At 40.3% G+C, this 19,399-nt stretch carries 15 protein-coding genes; 3 read left to right on the forward strand and 12 right to left on the reverse strand.

All coding sequences use genetic code 11. From position 1 onward, the window contains the following. Window positions 1-372 precede the first annotated feature (372 nt). Both QZ574_RS18970 and QZ574_RS18975 read right to left on the reverse strand, forming a co-directional pair. Window positions 373-1,194 (reverse strand): ABC transporter permease, encoded by an 822-nt coding sequence (locus QZ574_RS18970; RefSeq protein WP_297092501.1) that lies wholly within the window; start codon window positions 1,192-1,194, stop codon window positions 373-375. After that, window positions 1,191-1,784: an ABC transporter ATP-binding protein gene (locus QZ574_RS18975; RefSeq protein WP_297092502.1), complete on the reverse strand. Its 594-nt coding sequence runs from the start codon at window positions 1,782-1,784 to the stop codon at window positions 1,191-1,193. Before QZ574_RS18975 ends, QZ574_RS18970 begins: the two co-directional genes overlap by 4 nt. A gap of 218 nt (window positions 1,785-2,002) precedes the next feature. Between QZ574_RS18975 and QZ574_RS18980 the strand changes: the two genes are divergently transcribed. After that, entirely contained in the window at window positions 2,003-3,040 is a 1,038-nt protein-coding gene (locus QZ574_RS18980; protein WP_297092504.1) for an alcohol dehydrogenase catalytic domain-containing protein, read from the forward strand. Window positions 3,041-3,087: 47 nt separating this feature from the next. On the opposite strand, the gene gnd is transcribed toward QZ574_RS18980, so the two are convergent. The 9 genes from gnd to QZ574_RS19025 all read right to left on the reverse strand — a co-directional run bounded on the left by gnd (window position 3,088) and on the right by QZ574_RS19025 (window position 13,625). Further along, a complete protein-coding gene (gene gnd / locus QZ574_RS18985) occupies window positions 3,088-4,542 on the reverse strand; it encodes a decarboxylating NADP(+)-dependent phosphogluconate dehydrogenase (protein ID WP_297092506.1) in 1,455 nt (484 codons plus the stop codon). A 43-nt stretch (window positions 4,543-4,585) separates the two neighbouring features. Beyond that, window positions 4,586-5,713 (reverse strand): 4-phosphoerythronate dehydrogenase PdxB, encoded by a 1,128-nt coding sequence (gene pdxB / locus QZ574_RS18990; RefSeq protein WP_297092508.1) that lies wholly within the window; start codon window positions 5,711-5,713, stop codon window positions 4,586-4,588. An 18-nt stretch (window positions 5,714-5,731) separates the two neighbouring features. Continuing rightward, the gene (locus tag QZ574_RS18995) at window positions 5,732-6,742 is read right to left on the reverse strand and encodes a Gfo/Idh/MocA family oxidoreductase (protein ID WP_297092510.1); all 1,011 of its coding nucleotides are present in this window, start codon (window positions 6,740-6,742) and stop codon (window positions 5,732-5,734) included. 70 nt (window positions 6,743-6,812) lie between these two features. Beyond that, window positions 6,813-8,099, reverse strand: coding sequence for a lactate racemase domain-containing protein (locus tag QZ574_RS19000; protein WP_297092512.1), 1,287 nt, complete (start codon window positions 8,097-8,099; stop codon window positions 6,813-6,815). 76 nt (window positions 8,100-8,175) lie between these two features. Next, a complete protein-coding gene (locus QZ574_RS19005; protein ID WP_297092514.1) occupies window positions 8,176-9,249 on the reverse strand; it encodes a PfkB family carbohydrate kinase in 1,074 nt (357 codons plus the stop codon). A 162-nt stretch (window positions 9,250-9,411) separates the two neighbouring features. Then, the gene (locus QZ574_RS19010; RefSeq protein WP_297092516.1) at window positions 9,412-10,263 is read right to left on the reverse strand and encodes an SDR family oxidoreductase; all 852 of its coding nucleotides are present in this window, start codon (window positions 10,261-10,263) and stop codon (window positions 9,412-9,414) included. Between the two features lie 5 nt (window positions 10,264-10,268). Then, window positions 10,269-11,342: a LacI family DNA-binding transcriptional regulator gene (locus QZ574_RS19015; protein ID WP_347841588.1), complete on the reverse strand. Its 1,074-nt coding sequence runs from the start codon at window positions 11,340-11,342 to the stop codon at window positions 10,269-10,271. Between the two features lie 128 nt (window positions 11,343-11,470). Further along, window positions 11,471-12,295 carry a 2-oxo acid dehydrogenase subunit E2 gene (locus QZ574_RS19020; protein ID WP_297092517.1) on the reverse strand — a complete coding sequence of 275 codons (825 nt, stop codon included), beginning with the start codon at window positions 12,293-12,295 and terminating at the stop codon, window positions 11,471-11,473. 145 nt (window positions 12,296-12,440) lie between these two features. Further along, window positions 12,441-13,625, reverse strand: coding sequence for a hypothetical protein (locus QZ574_RS19025; RefSeq protein WP_297092518.1), 1,185 nt, complete (start codon window positions 13,623-13,625; stop codon window positions 12,441-12,443). Window positions 13,626-13,762: 137 nt separating this feature from the next. On the opposite strand from QZ574_RS19025, the gene QZ574_RS19030 reads away from it, so the two are divergent. Further along, window positions 13,763-15,166 (forward strand): Gfo/Idh/MocA family oxidoreductase, encoded by a 1,404-nt coding sequence (locus tag QZ574_RS19030; protein ID WP_297092519.1) that lies wholly within the window; start codon window positions 13,763-13,765, stop codon window positions 15,164-15,166. A 64-nt stretch (window positions 15,167-15,230) separates the two neighbouring features. Here the strand turns inward: QZ574_RS19030 and nhaC are convergent, their stop codons facing one another. Beyond that, window positions 15,231-16,709 (reverse strand): Na+/H+ antiporter NhaC, encoded by a 1,479-nt coding sequence (nhaC, locus tag QZ574_RS19035; RefSeq protein WP_297092520.1) that lies wholly within the window; start codon window positions 16,707-16,709, stop codon window positions 15,231-15,233. A gap of 180 nt (window positions 16,710-16,889) precedes the next feature. Here nhaC and QZ574_RS19040 point away from each other — a divergent pair. Further along, on the forward strand, window positions 16,890-19,399 hold a 2,510-nt coding region (locus QZ574_RS19040), incomplete at its 3' end, for a hypothetical protein (protein ID WP_297092522.1).

The raw sequence follows: 19,399 nt of genomic DNA on the forward strand, positions 1-19,399 counted from the left end.
GTTTAGTTAGATCAGAAAACTTATTGGTCTAATAGAGAAAAGGTAGTTCTAATAAGTATCTAAATCGTTTTATTCATTAAGGCTTCGCTAATATAGTATAAAATTGACTTAAACCTTAAGTATTTTTTAAAATTAATTAATATTTGTTAAAAAGCTTACTTTTGTTTTGTGTAGAATATTGATAGTCAGGCTGTATGAGTTGAGCAATATGTTATAGAATAGTTTTGAATTTTTTTGAAAAAAAAAGCGATTTATTCGAAAAACTACACATTGGACAATGTCTGATAAAAATCATGTTTCTGTTTGTTTTTCTTACAGCAAGAAATAATGGCTACTGTTAAGGAAGTGGTAAAGTATTTTCTGCTGCATTTTTTAACGTTGTATCTTTTTTTGCAAAAACCTGGTTGTTTTTATTGTAGCTTCTTTCATATTTCCATAAGCATCAAAAATAATTTTATTGGTAAAAACTATACTTACAAAAATATTAATTGTGCAACCAACAAAAATGGCAATCATAATCATAACCTGGTATTTAATTGCAACAGCCGGTGGACTTCCTCCCAGAATTTGTCCGGTCATCATGCCGGGTAGGGTTACCAGACCAATTACCGACATATTGGCAATCATCGGATTTAAGGCCATTTTAACCGCTTCTTCAATAAACGGACGAACAGCAGTTTTTTGATTTCCACTGTTGCTGAGCAAAAAACGGTAAAGGTCTTGTTTCTCGGTATGACTTTTAAAGTAGGTTTTTAAGCCAACAATATTGTGGTTTAAAGCATTTCCTAAAACCATTCCGGTGATGGGAATAAAATATCGGGCATCAAAAATATAGTCGAGTTTTAATATCAAACCCAGACAAAAAGTATCGATAATTAAAACGGAGGTTAAACCGGCAATGAAAAATGGAAAAATAAAAAATTTAATTTTCAGGCCAATTCGGTTTATGGCCGTTAGCACTCCTACCAAAATCATTACCAGCACCCAAAGCGAATTAATCAAAGCACTGTTTAAATCAAAAATAAACTCGAGATACAAGGCCACCAAGCTTAACTGAACCACCATTCGAGCTACATTAATTAGTACATCTTTTACCATTTTTATGCGGTAGGTGTAAAGAAACCCGATAGGGATAAGCAATAAAAAAGCCCCCAAAGCCAATTCCTTCAGATTTATATCTACAATTGCATTCATAACTTAATCGTTCGGTTACAACTAGCTGCCCAATGTTGATTGTGCGAAGCAGAAACAATGGTTTTATTTTTTAACTCGTATATGGTTTTTATTAGAAGATTGATTGCTTTATCATCAAGTGATGCGGTGGGTTCATCCATTAAAAGAATCTCTTTGGGTAACGACAAGCATATGGCAATAATTATACGTTGTTTTTGTCCTCCACTTATTTTTAAGAAATCCTGATTGAGGAAATCTTTTGATAAGCCAAGTTGTTTAAGCAGGTGATATGTTTTTGAAAGCTCACTTTTGGTACTTAACAGTTCAATTAAGGCATTCCCGTTTTTTACCGGTAAATGAATATTTTGCGGGACATAAATAATTTTTTTTCGAATGTTTTTTACCGTTGTGGCACTAACCAGTTCACCATCAATAAATACCTTCCCTTTTTGCGGAATAACATAACCCTGAAGCATGTTTAACAGCGAGGACTTCCCTTTGCCGGAAGCACCACTTAAACAAACGTTTTCTCCTTTCTTTACTTCGAGATTAAAATCAGAAAGAATTAACTTGTTCTTATAACTGAGATGTATGTTTTCGCAACGTATCATTTTTCTAATATACCAAGTTTATTGATGTCATTATATAAACACAAAAAAAATTAGAGGCATTTCAATAATTCATAATGAATAGTTTTTAAATTGCATAAGAGGTTTTTTTAGCATGGGGCCAGCATATTTTGCGTTGTAGTAGCTACATCACCGGGCTTAATTGCTAAAAAGCAAGTTGTTGGATAAATAAGTACTATTTGTATAAATACAGTTAAAGAATGAAAGCAGTTGTTTTAACAGGTATCCGAAAAATGCAATTAACTGAAATACCAGAGCCAGTTATCAGCAGCGATAAGGACGTGAAAATTAAGCTAAAAACTATCGGCGTTTGTGGTTCTGATATTCATTATTATTCAGAAGGTAAAATTGGTTCGCAGGTAGTTGACTATCCTTTTAGAGTTGGGCACGAATGCTCGGGTGAAATTGCTGAAATAGGAGCGGCTGTTGATAATGTAAAAGTTGGTGATTTGGTGGTGGTTGATCCTTCTGTACATTGCGGAAGCTGCGACCAATGCCTGGCGGGCAGGCCACATACCTGCCGGAATAATAAATTTCTGGGATGTCCGGGCCAAATTGAAGGTTGTTTGTCTGAGTTCATTGTTATGCCTTCGTTTACTTGTTTTCCGGTAACCGGTAAATTGAATGCCATTCAGGCTGCGCTTATCGAGCCACTTACCATTGGCGTTTATGCCGTAAATTTGGCAGCCATAAAAAATAAAAATACAACTGTTGCCATTTTTGGTGCCGGACCAATTGGTTTAAGTATACTAATGAAATTGAAAGCAGATATGGTTGCGGATGTTGGAATGATTGAACCACTTGATTACAGGCTTATAAAAGCAGGTGATATTGGGGCCTCGTGGCAGATAAACCCGGGTGAAGAAGAAGTGGAAGAAGAAGTGAAAAACCGGAACGAGCTATTACTGGATGTAGTTTTTGAAGCAAGTGGGGAACAGGAAGCTGTTAACAATGCCATAAAAATTTTAAAGCCAGGAGGTAAATTAGTTTTGGTAGGGATACCTCCGGAAGCGCAGTATGTTTTTAATATGGATTTGATGCGGAGAAAAGAGTTAACTTTGATTAATGTACGCCGGCAAAACCATTGTGTACAGGAAGCCATTGATTTGGTAACATCGGGCGCAGTAGATGTTGAAAAAATGGTTACACATGAGTTTAATCTGGAAGAAACACCGGTAGCTTTTGATATGGTTGAAGGTTACAAGTTTGGGACAGTTAAAGCGATGATTAACCTATAAAAAAAGGAAGCGAGAAGCTTCCTTTTCTTTTTTATCAATATTAGTTTTTAAACGTTGTAAGTAGACGATGCGGTGTCGCCACCACGGCCGGTCCAGTTGGTATGGAAAAACTCACCACGAGGCTTGTCGATGCGTTCGTAGGTATGTGCTCCAAAGTAATCGCGCTGGGCCTGAAGTAAATTAGCCGGTAGGCGTTTGCTACGGAAACCATCAAAATAACAAAGCGCCGAGGTTAGTGCAGGCACCGGAACTCCGTTTGCCAAAGCAGTGGCACAAACTCTGCGCCAGCCAGCCTGGGCTTCTTCAACCTTTTCTTTAAAGAATGGATCAAGCAATAAATTCGGTAATTCAGGATTATTGTCAAAAGCCTTTTTAATATCGCCAAGAAATACGGAACGAATAATACAACCACCGCGCCACATTAATGCAATTCCTCCATAGTTCAGGTTCCATTTGTATTCTTTGGCAGCTTCCATCATAAGGTTGTAGCCTTGCGCATACGAAATAATTTTGGCACCTAAAAGGGCACTTTCGATGTCGTTAATAAATTGCTGCTTATCTCCTTCAAACTCTGCTTTTGGTCCGGCAATTACTTTTGATGCTTCAACACGTAAATCTTTTTGAGCCGACAGACAGCGGGCAAAAACCGACTCTCCAATTAGCGTTAACGGAATACCAAGGTCGAGGGCCGAAATTCCAGTCCATTTTCCGGTTCCTTTTTGTCCGGCTGTGTCCAGAATCATTTCAACTGTTTCCTCGCCGTTTTCATCTTTGTAACCCAAAATATCGCGAGTAATTTCTATCAGGTAGCTATCTAAAATACCTTCGTTCCATTTCTTAAAAACCTGGTGCATTTCGTCGTTGCTCATACCCAAAAGCTCTTTCATTAACTGGTAGGCTTCGGTAATAATTTGCATGTCGCCATACTCAATTCCATTATGCACCATTTTTACAAAATGGCCGGCACCACCTTCGCCAACCCAATCGCAACAAGCTTCGCCACTTTCAACCTTTGCCGAAACTGCCTGAAAGATTTCTTTTACATGTGGCCATGCAGCCGGCGATCCGCCAGGCATAATTGAGGGGCCTTTTAAGGCGCCTTCTTCTCCGCCTGATACGCCGGTTCCGATATATAACAGTCCTTTGCTTTCAACATATTCGGTACGTCTAACCGTATCCGGAAAATGAGAGTTTCCTCCATCAATTATAATATCTCCAGGCTCAAGATGCGGAATTACCATGTCGATAAAAGCATCAACCGGTTGCCCGGCCTTTACCAACATCATAACTTTTCTGGGTTTTTCGAGCGATGCACATAATTCTTCAATGGAGTGTGCTCCGATAAAGTTTTTACCGGCACCACGTCCGTTTACAAATTTATCAACCTTTTCTACTGTTCGATTGTAAACGGCAACCGTAAAACCTTTACTTTCCATGTTTAAAACCAGGTTTTCGCCCATTACAGCCAACCCGATTAAGCCAATGTCTGCTAATTTTTTCATTTTATTGTTTTTAAGTATTTTATTATTTATGTGGTTCTTTAATCTATTCTGCTATTGAAAAACCAAGGTTCTTCAATTTATTTAGCGTATCGTTGTTAATATTATCAGCTTTAACTGAATATGTGGCAAACTCACGTCTGACAGGGTAGTCGCCTCTTAGTTGTTCAAACTTTAACGGAGCTTCGCGCAAATTGTCATCATCATTCTCAATGTCGTAGGTTGATAAGATTGCTTCCGCCAGAATGGAATATTCACGTCGTTGATTACCATTTATTTCAATAGTTGTATTGGTGGGTTTTTCAATTTCCTGAGGCTCCCAGTTATCTATTCCAAGACCGAAAAATTTGCTTAGTGCCTGAACGCTCATTTTTGTTCCGTTCGCTTTTCCGTCTTTAGAGTATCCGGCAATATGTGGTGTTCCGAAGTCGCTTAAATTTAACAAATCGAGGCTAATGTCCGGCTCATTCTCCCAGCAATCAACAATAAAACCATCGATATCGTTTGCTTCAATGGCATTATAAATTGCTTCGTTATCGGTAACTTCTCCCCGGCACGAATTGATAATTAACGGTTTTTTAGTCAGACTTTGCAAGAATTCCTCGTTTGCCAGGTGGTAAGTGGCATCTTTGCCGCTTTCGTTGAGAGGCACATGAAAAGTAATTATATCTGCTTCCCTTTTTATGGTTTCCAATGAGGTGAAATACTGTTTTCCTTCCACACGCTCGCGAGGTGGGTCGTTAAGCAATACGTTCATCCCCAGTGTTCTGCATGTTTTTTCAACGCGTTTTCCTACATTTCCAACCCCAATAATTCCGATGGTTAAACTTGCCAAGTCTACCCGTTTACGCATCGACCACGAAAACAAAGCAGATGCAATATACTGGTTTACACTCTCGGCATTGCAACCCGGGGCATTGGTCCATTTTATGCCTGCTTCTTCGCAATAGTCAGTGTCAATGTGATCGAAACCAATAGTTGCAGTAGCTATAAATTTAACCTTAGAGCCTGCAAGTAACTTGCGGTTACAAATGGTACGGGTACGTGTAATTAATGCATCGGCATCTTTAACCACATCCGGAGTTGTTAGATTGCCGGGAAGGTATACAACTTCAGCAAAGGGCTCTAAAGCTCCTTTTATGTATGGTATTTTATTGTCTATAACAATTTTCATAGTGGTGAAAAATGTACGTTATTCTTTCTTCTTTTCAGCGTAATATGATTTAACTATTTCATCGAGTACCCAGCTGGTACGTGTTGCTGATTTTCCGGTGCTTACACAACGTCCGCTGCCGAGTAGTTCATTTACAACTTGTTCAACCAGGTTTTGCGAGATATGCTCCGGATTATTGAAATTCAGTTTTTTTGCTCCATCCTTGTTTTTTAGGAGAACCTCGCCATGTGAAAAACACGACAAACAAATTTCGCCTTTTTCTCCAATAATCTGAATAGAATCTTCAACTGAATTTTTATCAGCGGCAAAACACCAGCTACCGCTTCCAAGAACACCCGATTCGTGTTTCCAGCTTGCTGATACGGTATCTTCAGCTGGATAAAGGCCTGCCCGGTTTACGGCTTGTCCGAACACAGTTGTTATTTTGCCAAAAATAAAATCAAGGTAATCGAACTGATGGGAGGCAAGATCAAAAAAGTGCCCGCCACCGCTAATTTCAGGAAAAACATGCCAGTGCATTTCATCGGGTTTCTGATTTCGTTCTTCAGCCTCTTTGTATAACTTTACATTAACCGCATAGGGCTTTCCAATTTGTTCGTTTTCAAGCAGCTCTTTTACTTTTAAAAAAGCGGGAAGAGCGCGTCGATAGTACGCTACCCAGATTGGCAGTTTTACTTGCTCAGCCGTTTGTATCATTTCCAGGCATTCGTTAAAATTTCGAGCCATGGGTTTTTCCACATAAACCGGTTTACCTGCCTTTAGCGCTTCAATGGCATATGAGGCATGCGTATCGGGTGGGGTAGCAATGTAAACGGCGTCAACATCCGGATCGTTAATTAATGCGCTACCATCCGTATACCACCTGGGTACACGGTGGCGAAGAGCATAATCTTTTACTTTATCTTCGCTTCGTCGCATAACGGCAACGAGTTTTGAATTATTGATTTTGTAAAATGCCGGGCCACTTTTTACTTCAGTAACATTGCCAACACCTATGATTCCCCATTTAATGGTTTTCTGCTGATTCATTTTGTCAAATTTCGTTTACACTTTTTTTCGAGGTGAAACGATTTAAGCTAATTCTCTTAATTAACAAGGGCTAATATTCAAATCTATCGCGAAAGGCCCATAGACCAATTGCCGGATTGGAAATATAAAAGACTTCTTCTCCGTCGGGCAATACATTAAAGCCATCTTTTAGTTTTTTCGGATTGTATTTTGCCGTCATTACATCAAAATCTCCGTACTTAAAACCAACACTTTCAATTTCCTTTTGTGTTAAATTGCCCGCTTGTTTTCCCGGACAATAGGTTATGCCAAAGCGGTCTTCGGATGAGCCGTGAATAAGATGAGCTGCTGCTCCCAGGTTGTTTTGCAGGTCTTCGTTTTCATTCACCAGTTTTAGAGTATGTGGTGTGCCAAAGTAGCCGTATTTCCGTATTAGTTTATCAATTTGCGGATCTTCTCCAAACTCTTTTAAGGCAGGTGCCAAAACAATCAATTCGGCGCCATCGGCTAAAGCCATACGGGTACGATATATACTTTTGTTGCCCAGCCAGGTACTTTTAAATTCGGTAGGATCGAGCCAAACCACAGCTTTTTTTATAGGTTTTTCTACCATTTCAAAATTAACCTCTAGCGAAAGCTTTGCAGCTTTGTCGAATACCTCAAAATCGTCGCCAATAAAAAGGCCATAGCATTGCAATTGCCCATTTTTGTTAAGCCCAACAACGGTTTGAACATAAACAATTGGCAAGTGATTCGAGAAGTTTTCAGATGCATAGTTAAAAACTTTGCGCACCGGAGTATCAGCGCGTCCCATCATTCGCTCCATTCCGTAGGCTGCACCAATGTAGTGGCTTTTATTTATGCCTTCTGATCCGCCCGTACCCACAAAAATATTTTTATTGTAGTTTGCCATGCCGACAACCTCGTGCGGTACAACCTGACCAATGGACAATATTAAATCGAAATTACCCTCAACAAGGATTTTATTTACTTGTGCCGGCCAAGCGTAGTCAACAGCCCCTTCAGAAACTTCTTTCACAAAATCGGCAGGAACTGTGCCCAGCGTAATTACATCGTTGCGCCAGTCGTGTTCACGTATGAGACTGGCCGGCATTTGGCCAAACATATGGTCGATTTGGTCGGGCGTCATTGGTGTATGTGTGCCAAGAGCCGGAAGTACATCAGTAAGTCGTTCTTTAAAATATTCCCAGGTAAATTCTGTTAACTCACCTGCGCGCGAAGGCAGTCGGGTATAATCTGGCGGAATGGCCAGCACTTTTTTTCGTTCACCCATATTTTCGAAAGCTTCAAATAAGCCATTTCGAAGGTCATCGCCGGTTAATGCTGTATTTACAGAACCTTTTTCAAAATAAATCATAGTATTGTTTTTGCTGTTATAAAAATAACCTGAGTGCTAAATTGCGCTCTTTTCAAAACAGAAAATTTGGATAAGCCTATCGTTTCACTCGGGCATTTCCTCCCCAAATGCTCCATACCTGGTCTTCATCGGCAGGTTGGGCGTAATCGGTTAAAAAGGTTGCAGCCATTGCGCCCGTTGCCCAGCCAAACTGTGGCCACTTTTCTGCATCCCAGCCTTTCAGAATTCCATAAAGCATTCCACCAACAAAACCGTCTCCACCTCCGATGCGGTCGAGTACAACAATTTTTTTGGGTTCAATAACATGCCAGTTGTCGCCTTCAAGCATAACGGCCCCCCAAAGGTGTTCGTTAACGCTGACTACCTCGCGTAAGGTGGTAGCAAATACTGATGCATTGGGGAAAGATTCTTTAACTCTGGTTATGAGTCCCTTAAAGCCATCTATTTTTGCTTTTAATCCTTCGCCTCCGGCAGCCGGGCCTTCAATTCCGAAGCAAAGCTGAAAATCTTCTTCGTTGCCAATCAGGATGTCAGATACTGATGCTATTTCGGTAAAATCTTTATGCAGTTGCTCTTCGCGACCTTTCCAGAACGAGGCACGGTGGTTAAGATCGAAAGAAATTTTTGTGCCATGCTTTTTAGCTACACGGGCTACTTCCAGGCAAAACTGAGTTGTTTCAGGCGACAATGCACCAATAAGCCCCGAGAGATGAACGATTTGCACCCCTTCTTCACCAAAAATGCGCTCCAAATCAAAATCGCTGGCTTTAAGGGTACGACCTACTTCGCCGGCACGGTCATTAAAAACGCGAGGCCCGCGGGTACCGTACCCGCTATCGGCAATATTTATCTGGTGACGGTAACCCCACGGATTGCCCTGTTCAACTTCCGGTCCTTCATAATCCATGTGGCGTGCTTTAAGATTACTTTTAATAAACTTTGCAATCGGACTGTCTTTTACAAAGGCGGTTAAAACTTTTACCGGTAAACCCAGGTACGACGAAATGCTGGCAACATTGGTCTCGGCACTGGTGGCATAAAGTGTAAATTTATCGCTGGAGTGAACAGGTTGTCCATTCTCCGGAGTGATGCGTGTTCCCATGCTGGTTGGAACAAGCATGGCATATTTACAGTTTTGTTTTAGTTCCATAATATTTGTTTTTTATTGAGCCGATTTTAACAGTGGATTATCCGATCGGCCTTTTTTATACCATTTTTATTTTAACTATTTTTTTGCGTTAGCGTTAACGGAATGATGAGTTAAAGAAGCCAAATCAAGCGATTTGGCTTTTACATTATCATTTGTTAAAAATTAAACTCCTCCAAAAGCACTGTAGCCTCCATCAACCGGAATAACAATACCGGTTATAAAATTAGATATGTCGGAGATAAGGAAGAGTGTTGCTCCCTGTAAATCTTCAGGTTCCCCGAATTTCCCCATTGGTGTATTATCAACAATTTTTTGTCCGCGAGGGGAGTAGTTTCCTGTTTTTTCGTCCATTACCAGAAAACGGTTTTGATTGGTGATAAAGAAGCCCGGCGCAATTGCATTTACCCGTATACCAACTTTGGCCAAATGTACCGATAACCATTCGGTAAAATTATTGATTGATGCTTTTGCTGCTGAGTAAGCAGGAATTTTGGTGAGCGGTTTGTACGAGTTCATGGAAGAAATATTAAGTACCACACCTTTTTTATTTTTCAGCATGTCGCGTGTAAAAACCATGGTTGGTAATAAGGTTCCTTTAAAATTAAGTGCAAACACTTTGTCAAAACCTTCCATTTCCAGCCCGTAAAAGGTGTCTTCCAATTTATCCATATTTTCCTCGGTCATGGTTTCAACCTTTGTTGTGGCCTGCGGACTGTTGCCTCCGGCACCATTAATCAATATGTCAATTGGACCTAGCTTTTTGTTAATTTCTACATTTGCTGCTTCCAGGGAGCTTTTGTCAAGAACATTGGCTTTAACACCAATAACTTCTGCTCCTGATTCTTTTGCTATTTCTGAAGCTACTTTGTCTGCAACTTCTTTGTTGATATCGGCAATGGCTATTTTGGTGCCCACCGACGCAATGGCTTTAACCATGGCTGTGCCTAAAACACCGGCTCCCCCGGTAATTACACATACCTTTCCTTTTAAATCGCTAAATGATAATGCTTGCATATCTGTTATTTAAATTCTTTATAATAATCAACGTTTTCTTTTGTTACGATATCAATAGATGTATAGTTTTCTTTTTGAATATTTCTTCTTTGCACGATTCTCCTGAATAGCTTGTTTATTGCATTATACCCTTGCTCTTCAGGTCGTTGGCAGATAAGGAATTGTACCTGGTCGTTTTTCAAACATTCAATATTTTCTTTTAGCAAATCGTGCCCGATTACTTTAAGGTTATCAAGTTTTAACTTGTTTTGCAGGCGCCCAACAAAAAATACTTTTGAATTAGTGACAAAAATGCCCTTAATATTTTTTTGATGGATTTCTTTTTCAACCTTATTCATCCATTCATCTGAATTGGTATCCGGAATCTCAAGCGTGTACAACTGGTGATTGTTTTCTTTCTTTTTCGCAAACCAGTTATAAAAACCTTTTTCGCGTTGTACCAGGTGGTTTTGGTTATCCATTTCTTTGGCAAAATGAATGAGCAGGATATTTCCATCGGGAAGGATTAAATCCAGTAACTTTCCTGATACCAGGCCACTTTGGTAGGAATTTTGCCCAATGTAACTAAGATGCCCGGCATCTTTTATTTCAGAGTCGATAAAAACAAAGGGTATTTTATTGTTTTTAAGCTCTTCGATAAAAACAGTGGCCTCTTTCTTGTAAAAGGGAGCCAGAACAACGCCATCTGGTTTAATATTCAGTACCTTATTGGCCTCTTTTACAAAACTGGCAGGATCGGTTTGGCTAAAAGTAAATGACTCGATTTGAAGACCATACTGAGGCAGCTCCGCAATTCGTTTTTCTACACCTTTTATTGGTTTGCTCCAATACCCATCCTCTGAAGGAGGCTGTGGTAGTAAAGTGGCAAAAGTTGCCGATTTTTTTGAAGCAAGCGTGCTGGCGAGTATATTAGGTTGGTAGTCAAGTTCTTTTATAATTTCAAGAATCTTTTTCTTGGTGGCTTCGGCAACTTCTCCTCGGTTGTGCAACACCCGGTCTACCGTGCCAATCGATACTTTTGCTCGTTCAGCAATATCTTTTATCCGTATTTGTTTGTTTAGTTCGATAGCTATAAGAATTTTATGGTTTGAAAAACCTTTTAATTAGTTAATCGCTTCCAAATCTAAACAAAAAAATTATTTTTCCGTGTTCGTACACGGGAAAAATATTTCAATATGTTTTGGAACATTTTTCCATGTTAGGAAAATTAGAATTTAGCCAGATCAGTATCAGGTTTTTCTTCAAGCAAATGTGGATTTTTTACCAGGTATTTTATGTGGCGAAATAACTTGCCCCCGTGAGAGCCGTCGACAACCCGATGGTCGAGAGTTGCTGAAAGTAGCATTATTCTGCGCGGAACAATTTCGCCGTTGACTACGGCTGGCTTATTTAGCACTGTGCCAAGAATTAATACCAATGAAACATTAGAAGAAGGCAGTAATGAACCATACCCCGTATCGAGACCAACTGTACCAATATTTGAAACTACGTAAGATCCGAAGCTGTTCGAATCGAGTCCAATGCCCGGGAGCGATACTCCCCAATCGATGGTAAGTACACGGTAGAGGCGAAACAACCACTTGCGGAATGGCCAGGGTACCCGGGCAAGCATATTTTTTGATTGCATGGCATCGCGTTCTTTACCTTGTCTCGACTGACGGATGTGTTCGGCAATCTCATCTGTAACCTCCTGAATGGTTCGTTGATCGGCGTTTTCAACCTTCACTGAGCCCATTTCTCCACCGGCTAACAGTACACTTACAACACCGTCTACCTGCTTTCGTTGTGCAATTTTTGAACCTTTCACAAAAGTATTCAACTCCGGAACTTCGTTTCGTATGGCTCGTCCAACAATTAAGGTGAGAATGTAGGTGAGCGTAGTTTTTAAACCTTCTTTTCTTTTTTGAGCAATGTATTTCTCAATTTCGGTAACATCTAACTCTACCATACCATAGATTTTCGAGTCGGTAGGCTTTTTGTAGATTGTTGACGCTACCTTGCGCCAGTCGGAATTATAATCAATATGCTTCATATAACGATTTTACTTATCAATCGTTTTCTGTAAAAATGAAAATTGTGGCTTTGAGTCGCAAATGTAATTTTTTAATCGGAAACAGCCACCGAACTTAGAAAGTTATTAGGCAACGATTTTATAAAATGCCAATAAAAACTGCCTGTCAGGGCCATATCTTGTCGATATCAACTTGTATGGGATCTATTCTTTTTAAAAAAATCTGAAAATCGGTTTGATTCTGACCACTAACTTCAAATAAGGCTTTAAAATTGGTATTGTTATGCTCTTTTAGTAGTTGCTTCAGCTGCTTAAGGTGCTCCGGTCGACTGAGGTATTTTACGGTTGCGATGTTTCCCACATCGGTGTTACACATTAGCGCCATAACAATTCTTTCATCACTGGTTTTAAAATGAATTAAAGAGGCATATTCCTGGGTGAGAAACTCTTCGGTATCGGGTTGGAAAACCGAAACCGAGTCGTTGTGCAGGTATGATACCATTGAACTTTTAGAGTCGAATGAAATTCCGGTTTTCTCAAAAACGTCTTTTAAAATGCCTTGAGTTTTATACGAACCAATGAATAGCGTATTGCGGTTTGTTAAATGTTCCCATTGCAAGTCGCTCGAGTAACGCATATTTATATTCATTTGGTTGCCTCCCAAAAAACTTAACACCTTGTACAGCGCAAAAGGCGCTTGTTTATTAATATAAGTTTGCGAAGTTTTCTTAAAATCATCTTGTCCGGGTGGGAGCGTGTTTAACAAGGCTTCAAAATCTTTATCAGAGTTGATGCTGGTGTAACGTGTTGTTCCCATTTGTCCCAGGGTATTTCTGGCGCGCACAAAATAGTGGTCGCCCAGCACAATCAGCAGCGGATAATCAGAGGTGTAAATATCGTTCCATAAAAAGCTTTTTGTAATTTGTACTCTGTTTTTACCCTGGTAAATAAGTAATGAAAATATTAAAAAGAGTGCACTAACGATTAATATGTAAGGACTTAATTTTGTTATTCTGCTCGTCCACACAAGTTTGCGGTTTACTTTTATATCAACTTCGTAACCACCTTTTGGAATAGAAAAAACTATTTCATCCCCGGCTCCTTCTTTTGCATAATATTCCTTGAGTTTTTTTCTCAGATTAAAGATATAGATGCGTATATTCTTCTCTTTTTCCTGACTTTGTTTTTTACCAAAAACCTCGTAGGCAATTTCAATCTCACGAAGTTCTTCGCCTTTCAATGATTTTTCTACTAAATGCTTGAAAAGCTCTTTGAGAACAACCGATTTTGCAAAGCACTGGCTATTTAATACTTTATGTAACTCTTTATTTATTTGATGGTAGTTTTTCATTAACTGGCTGTAAATGAATTGTGTTAAAAGCAAAGTTAACACAATTTTTACGTAACACAAATTAAAGTGCTTGGCTAAAGAAATAAAACAATTTAAGTTTAGTAAGGATATTAACAATCAAATTTAAACTTATAGAAATGCAAAACAGAAGAAGTTTTCTTGCAACCATTGGCACTATAGCTGCCGGAGCGGTCGTGTCTAATCCATTAAAAGCTGCAGTGCTTGCACAAGGTAAGTTAAAAATGGTTCTTGTTGGCACCGGAATCCGAGGTAACAGCTTTTGGGGAAAACGCCTGGTTGACGAATATGGCGACATCCTTGAATTTGTTGCTTTAGTGGATAGTAACCCTGGACGGGTAAAGTATGCCGCAGAATATATTGGGGTTGGTGAAAAGTGTAAAACCTACACCAACTTTGATGATATGATTAGTGAGCAAACACCGGACTTAATAATGGTTACAACTCCGGATGCAACCCACCATCAATATATTATAAAATCGTTGGAAAATGGAGTTGATGTTTTAACCGAAAAACCGCTTACTACCGATGAAGACAAATGCCAGCAGATTTTAGATGCTGAGCGAAAGTATAAACGCAAAGTAATTGTTGGTTTTAATTACCGTTGGAGCCCTTATAACACCAAAATAAAAGAATTGCTTATGGAAGGTGCAATTGGCAAGCTTGTTTCGGTTGATTTTACCTGGATGCTAAACACCAGCCATGGAGCTTCTTATTTTCGCCGTTGGCACGGACAGCGCGAGTGGAGTGGTACTTTGCTGATTCATAAATCAACCCACCACTTCGATCTGTTGAATTGGTGGATTGACTCTGATCCGGATGAAGTTTATGCGACAGGTGATTTGGAATTTTATGGTAATCGCCCGGAGAAGAGTGGTGTAAATTGCCGAAATTGCGATGAAAAAGGTACTTGTCCGTTCTTTTATGACATTACTAAACGTAGAACCGAATACAACTTGTATGTGAAACATGAACAACATGATGGTTATATTCGCGACAGTTGTCTTTTCAGACCCGAAATAAATATCTACGACAAAATGAACGTGAATGTAAAATATGCCAATAACGTTCATCTTAATTACATGCTTACAACTTATTCGCCCTGGGAAGGATGGAGAGTTGCATTTAACGGTACAGAAGGACGCATTGAAGCCTTTTTGGATGTGCCATACCTGGAGCAGGTACATGTATCGCAGGAAGATATGCACAAGGCAGAAATGGATCAGAGAGGAAATCAGCAATTGCAGCAAAAACCAATTATTTTGCACAAGCTGTGGGGCGAACAGGAGATAATAAATGTGGGCTACAGTCGTGGCGGCCACGGTGGCGGAGATAAACGTTTACACGACCATCTTTTTAGAACACCTAATGCAGAGGATGAGTACCAGCATTTGGCAGGTACCCGCGACGGAGCTATGTCGATACTGGTTGGAACAGCAGCCCGAAAAAGTATTGAAGCAGGACAACCAATCAAGGTTGGAACCTTAACTACTTTAATACCACGTGCGAAACGACTAGTGTAAATTAATAATGACGTAAACCGGAAACGCAGTATCGAAAAGTTACTGCGTTTATTATTAATTGATATTATTTTGAACCTGTTGGATTCTGAATTTCTCCCGGACCTGGTTCAGTCTTCACCAACCTTCTGATTTTAATGTTTAAATAAGCAAAAAGAATGGTCATAAACGGACTGATGATATTAAAGAAAGCATAGGGTGCGTAGGCCCAGGTGTCAACACCTAAAACCCTTGATTGAGTGGCGCCACAAGTATTCCAGGGGATAAGTACCGAGGTAATGGTTCCACTGTCTTCCAGCGTTCTGCTAAGTACTTCTGGTTTTAGACCCTTATCTTCATAGGTTTTTTTATACATACGACCCGGAACTACCAGCGCAATATACTGATCGGAAGCCGTTGTATTAAAGAATATACAGGTTCCAACGGTTGATGCAACCAGGCTTCCGGTGCTTTTTGCATATTTTACGATAGGTTGGGTAATTCGTCGTAATAATCCTGCCGATTCCATAACGCCGCCAAATACCATCGCCGAAAGAATTAACCAAACGGTATCAAGCATTCCGCGCATACCTGATGTGCTGAGTAAATCATTTACATTTTCATTAGTGGTGGTAAGGCTAACATCGCCAAACATAGCTTGCATTACCGAATAGTAGGATGCGGTGGTGTAATTTTCAATATCTCCGGCTATGCTCCTGATTACATCTGGTTGAAAAATGATTGCAAAAATTCCGCCCAATAAGGTTCCGATAAGCAATGAGGGGAGTGGAGGCACCTTTAAAACTATAACTGTTAATAAAATTACAGGAACTAAAAATAGTAAGGGGCTGGTATTAAAAGTGGTATCTACTGCCGTTTTTACGTTTTGAACATCGATTGATGCATTAGAAAAATCATAGTTGAAGCCAATAACCAGAAAAATAATAAGTGTTATGGTCATTGACGGAACAGTTGTGAAAGTCATGTACCGGATGTGGGTAAACAAATCGGTACCGGCCATTGCAGGTGCCAGATTGGTGGTGTCGCTTAGCGGACTCATTTTGTCGCCAAAGTACGCACCACTTATGATTGCTCCGGCCACAATCGCTTCATTTATCCCAATGGCCTGTCCAATTCCAAGCAATGCAACGCCTATAGTTGCAATGGTCGACCACGAGCTTCCGGTGGCAACACTAACAATGGCACTCACTACCACAGCTGTGAACAAAAACAGTTTCGGGCTTATTATATCGAGTCCGTAATAAATCATTGCAGGAACAACTCCGCTTATTAACCATGTGCCGGCAAGCGAACCAATTAAAAGTAAAATTAAAATGGAGGGCATAGCAGAACCAATGGTGGCCACAATTTTTTTTCGTACACTATCCCAGCCATAGCCTAAACGGTAAGCAACAAGTCCGGCAATGGCAGCAGCCAGCATTAGTGCAATTTGGTTGGCTCCTGATAAAGTATCATCAAAAAGTAAAACATTAAAAGTTAATAGTGCAATTAAAATTAGTATGGGCAATAATGCCATAAAGAGAGTGGCTTCTCGTTTTGTTGTCATTTGCTTATTGATGAAATAAATGTTGCGCCAAAATAATACATCTCGTTGAAAAATGTAATAAAACTGCCGGTAAATCCTGCAAAATGTAAAATTATACTTCTTCAACAAAATCAATCATCATTTTATTTAAAGGATAATTATTTGTTTTTATTTTCGTTCTTTCTTAATTAACAACTTAATATGAAGCAGGCTTTATATTCTATACTTACAGGTTTATTTATTCTCATCTTTTTTTTGCAAACAAATGCGCAACGCGCTAATGGCTTGGCTGTTGAAGGAACTATTGCAGTTCAGGAAGGTTCGGCAGAAGGTGCAATTGTACAAATGTTTCGAGATGGCCGGCGACTGGATAATTATGGTGTAGGCGCTGATGGGAAATACAAAGTGGAGCTGAACTGGAATCACAAATGGGAACTGGTATTTCAACATCAGGGAAATTTTAGTCAGAAAATAGTCGTTGAAACAGCTGTTCCGCGGGAAGTATTAAGTGCCGATCCTAAATTTCCACCATTTCCGGTTGACATTAATTTGTTTACCGAGATACCAGGCATCGACAATTCCTTTTCTGAAAATACAGTGCTGAAAATCTTTTACAGCCCAAGTGTCGATAATTTTGTGAAAGAATTGTATTACAACGATGCACAAATTGAGCGACTTATAAATCAGGCAGTAATGCAAGCGCAACAGGTTGATCGGAATGCGGATTACATGAGTCGCTTAACTCGTGCTGAACTGGCTGAGCTGCGTAAAGAATACAACGAGTTGCTGGAACAAGCCGGAACGGAATACAGTAACGAAGACTTTATTGCCGCGCTGGATGGGTACAAGGCCGCCAGTAAAATCTTTCCAAGCGAGCAATTTCCAAAAGACCGCATTGCCGAAATAAATGATCTGTTGGGATTAATTATGGTAGCCGAAGATCTGGATAAGGCGATGTTAGCCAGATTTAATAAACTGGTTCAGGAAGGCGATTTGCATTTTGCGAACCGACAATTACCCGATGCTAAAAAATCATATGATCGTGCCTTGTCTATTAAACCTTTTGATCAGTATGTAAACGACCAGCTTAAAAAAATAAAAGAATTAACCGACCAACAGCTTATCGATAAAAATTACCAGGATCTTATTGTACAAGGAGACCAGGCCATAAACGAATTATTGTTTAACGAAGCACTCGGACTTTTTAACCGCGCGCTTGAGATAAAACCCAACGAACAATACCCTAAAAGTAAAATTGCTGAGATAAATGGATTACTGGCCGATCAACGCAAAAATCAGGAAAAACAACAGAATTACGACGATGCCATGATGGAAGGAGAGCGTATGTTCTCCAAACAGTTTTACGATCGTGCCCTAACATCTTTTGAAAATGCCCTGTCATACAAACCCAACGATGTAAAGGCAACACGCCGAATTGAAGAGACCCGGAAGGTGATGAAAGATATTCTGAACCGCATGGAATTTGACAAATTGATAGCAGAGGCAGACAGAGCCTACAAACGAAAAGAATACCCTGAAGCTTTATCGAACTATGAACAGGCACTGGCGCTGGTACCCGATGAACCCAGAACCAAAAAGAGGGTAGAAGAGCTAAGCCAGATAATCTATGCCGAGAATAGTTTTAATGAATATGTTAATCAGGCCGATAAACAGTTTGATGCAAAGAGTTATGCCAGCGCGAAGGCGCTTTATCAAAAAGCCGATGACCTGAAAGCAGGCGACAAACATGTTGCTGAACGTCTTGAAGAAATAGAAAGGATTGTGGCACAACAAGGTCTTGATGAGCAATATGCACAGGTAATTGCACAGGCCGACAATTTGTTGGCTATGAAGAATTATGAAGATGCCAGAACCCAATATAACGAAGCGCTGGGAATAAAACCAAAAGAGCAATACCCGAAAGATAAGCTTAATGAAATTGCTACTGTTTTAAATGATATTGCAAGAATTGATCGTCAGTACAATGACTTGATTGCCAGTGCAGATCGTTTGTTTCAGCAAAAAAACTATACGGAAGCGAAGAGTACTTTTATAGAAGCGGCTCAACTAAAGGCTCAGGAAACTTACCCCTCTGAGATGCTTGTGAAGATTGAAGGATTAATTGCAGACCAGGAGCGTTTGACCCGAGAAGCCGCCGAAGCAGAAGCTGCCCGTCTGGCCGCTATCCAGGCCGAGAAGGATAAAAATTACGCCGAAGCCATCGCCCGTGCCGATGAGTTATTCAATACCGAAGCCTACGAAAACTCGCGCAACGAATACCGCACGGCTTTGGATATCAAACCCGAAGAAAGTTATCCGCAGCAGCGTATCGATGAAATCGGAACCATCCTGGCACAACTTTCAGCAGCACAAAAAGCTTACGAAGAAGCTGTTGCCGAGGGCGACCGCGAATTCCGCCGCGAAGGCTGGGACGCCGCTATTGCTGCCTACAACACAGCCAAACAGGCCAAGGCCGACGAAACTTACCCCGATGAGCAGCTGGCTAAAATAGATTCGATTGTAAGCACACGCGAGCGTTTGGCCCGAGAAGCCGCCGAAGCCGAAGCTGCCCGCTTGGCCGCTCTTCAGGCCGAGAAGGATAAAAATTACACCGATGCCATCGCCCGTGCTGATGAGTTATTCAATACCGAAGCCTACGAAAACTCGCGCAACGAATACCGCACGGCTTTGGATATCAAACCCGAAGAAAG

The sequence above is a fragment of the uncultured Draconibacterium sp. genome (assembly GCF_913063105.1).
In the GTDB taxonomy this organism is placed as follows: domain Bacteria; phylum Bacteroidota; class Bacteroidia; order Bacteroidales; family Prolixibacteraceae; genus Draconibacterium.

Excerpts from the sequence above, each read along its gene's own strand:
- pdxB (WP_297092508.1), bottom strand. The coding sequence starts at position 5,713 with ATGAAAATTGTTATAGACAATAAAATACCATACATAAAAGGAGCTTTA.
- nhaC (WP_297092520.1), bottom strand. The coding sequence starts at position 16,709 with ATGACAACAAAACGAGAAGCCACTCTCTTTATGGCATTATTGCCCATA.
- QZ574_RS19025 (WP_297092518.1), bottom strand. The coding sequence starts at position 13,625 with ATGAAAAACTACCATCAAATAAATAAAGAGTTACATAAAGTATTAAAT.
- QZ574_RS19000 (WP_297092512.1), bottom strand. The coding sequence starts at position 8,099 with ATGATTTATTTTGAAAAAGGTTCTGTAAATACAGCATTAACCGGCGAT.
- gnd (WP_297092506.1), bottom strand. The coding sequence starts at position 4,542 with ATGAAAAAATTAGCAGACATTGGCTTAATCGGGTTGGCTGTAATGGGC.
- QZ574_RS19020 (WP_297092517.1), bottom strand. The coding sequence starts at position 12,295 with ATGAAGCATATTGATTATAATTCCGACTGGCGCAAGGTAGCGTCAACA.
- QZ574_RS18995 (WP_297092510.1), bottom strand. The coding sequence starts at position 6,742 with ATGAATCAGCAGAAAACCATTAAATGGGGAATCATAGGTGTTGGCAAT.
- QZ574_RS18975 (WP_297092502.1), bottom strand. The coding sequence starts at position 1,784 with ATGATACGTTGCGAAAACATACATCTCAGTTATAAGAACAAGTTAATT.
- QZ574_RS19030 (WP_297092519.1), top strand. The coding sequence starts at position 13,763 with ATGCAAAACAGAAGAAGTTTTCTTGCAACCATTGGCACTATAGCTGCC.
- QZ574_RS19010 (WP_297092516.1), bottom strand. The coding sequence starts at position 10,263 with ATGCAAGCATTATCATTTAGCGATTTAAAAGGAAAGGTATGTGTAATT.
- QZ574_RS18970 (WP_297092501.1), bottom strand. The coding sequence starts at position 1,194 with ATGAATGCAATTGTAGATATAAATCTGAAGGAATTGGCTTTGGGGGCT.
- QZ574_RS18980 (WP_297092504.1), top strand. The coding sequence starts at position 2,003 with ATGAAAGCAGTTGTTTTAACAGGTATCCGAAAAATGCAATTAACTGAA.
- QZ574_RS19005 (WP_297092514.1), bottom strand. The coding sequence starts at position 9,249 with ATGGAACTAAAACAAAACTGTAAATATGCCATGCTTGTTCCAACCAGC.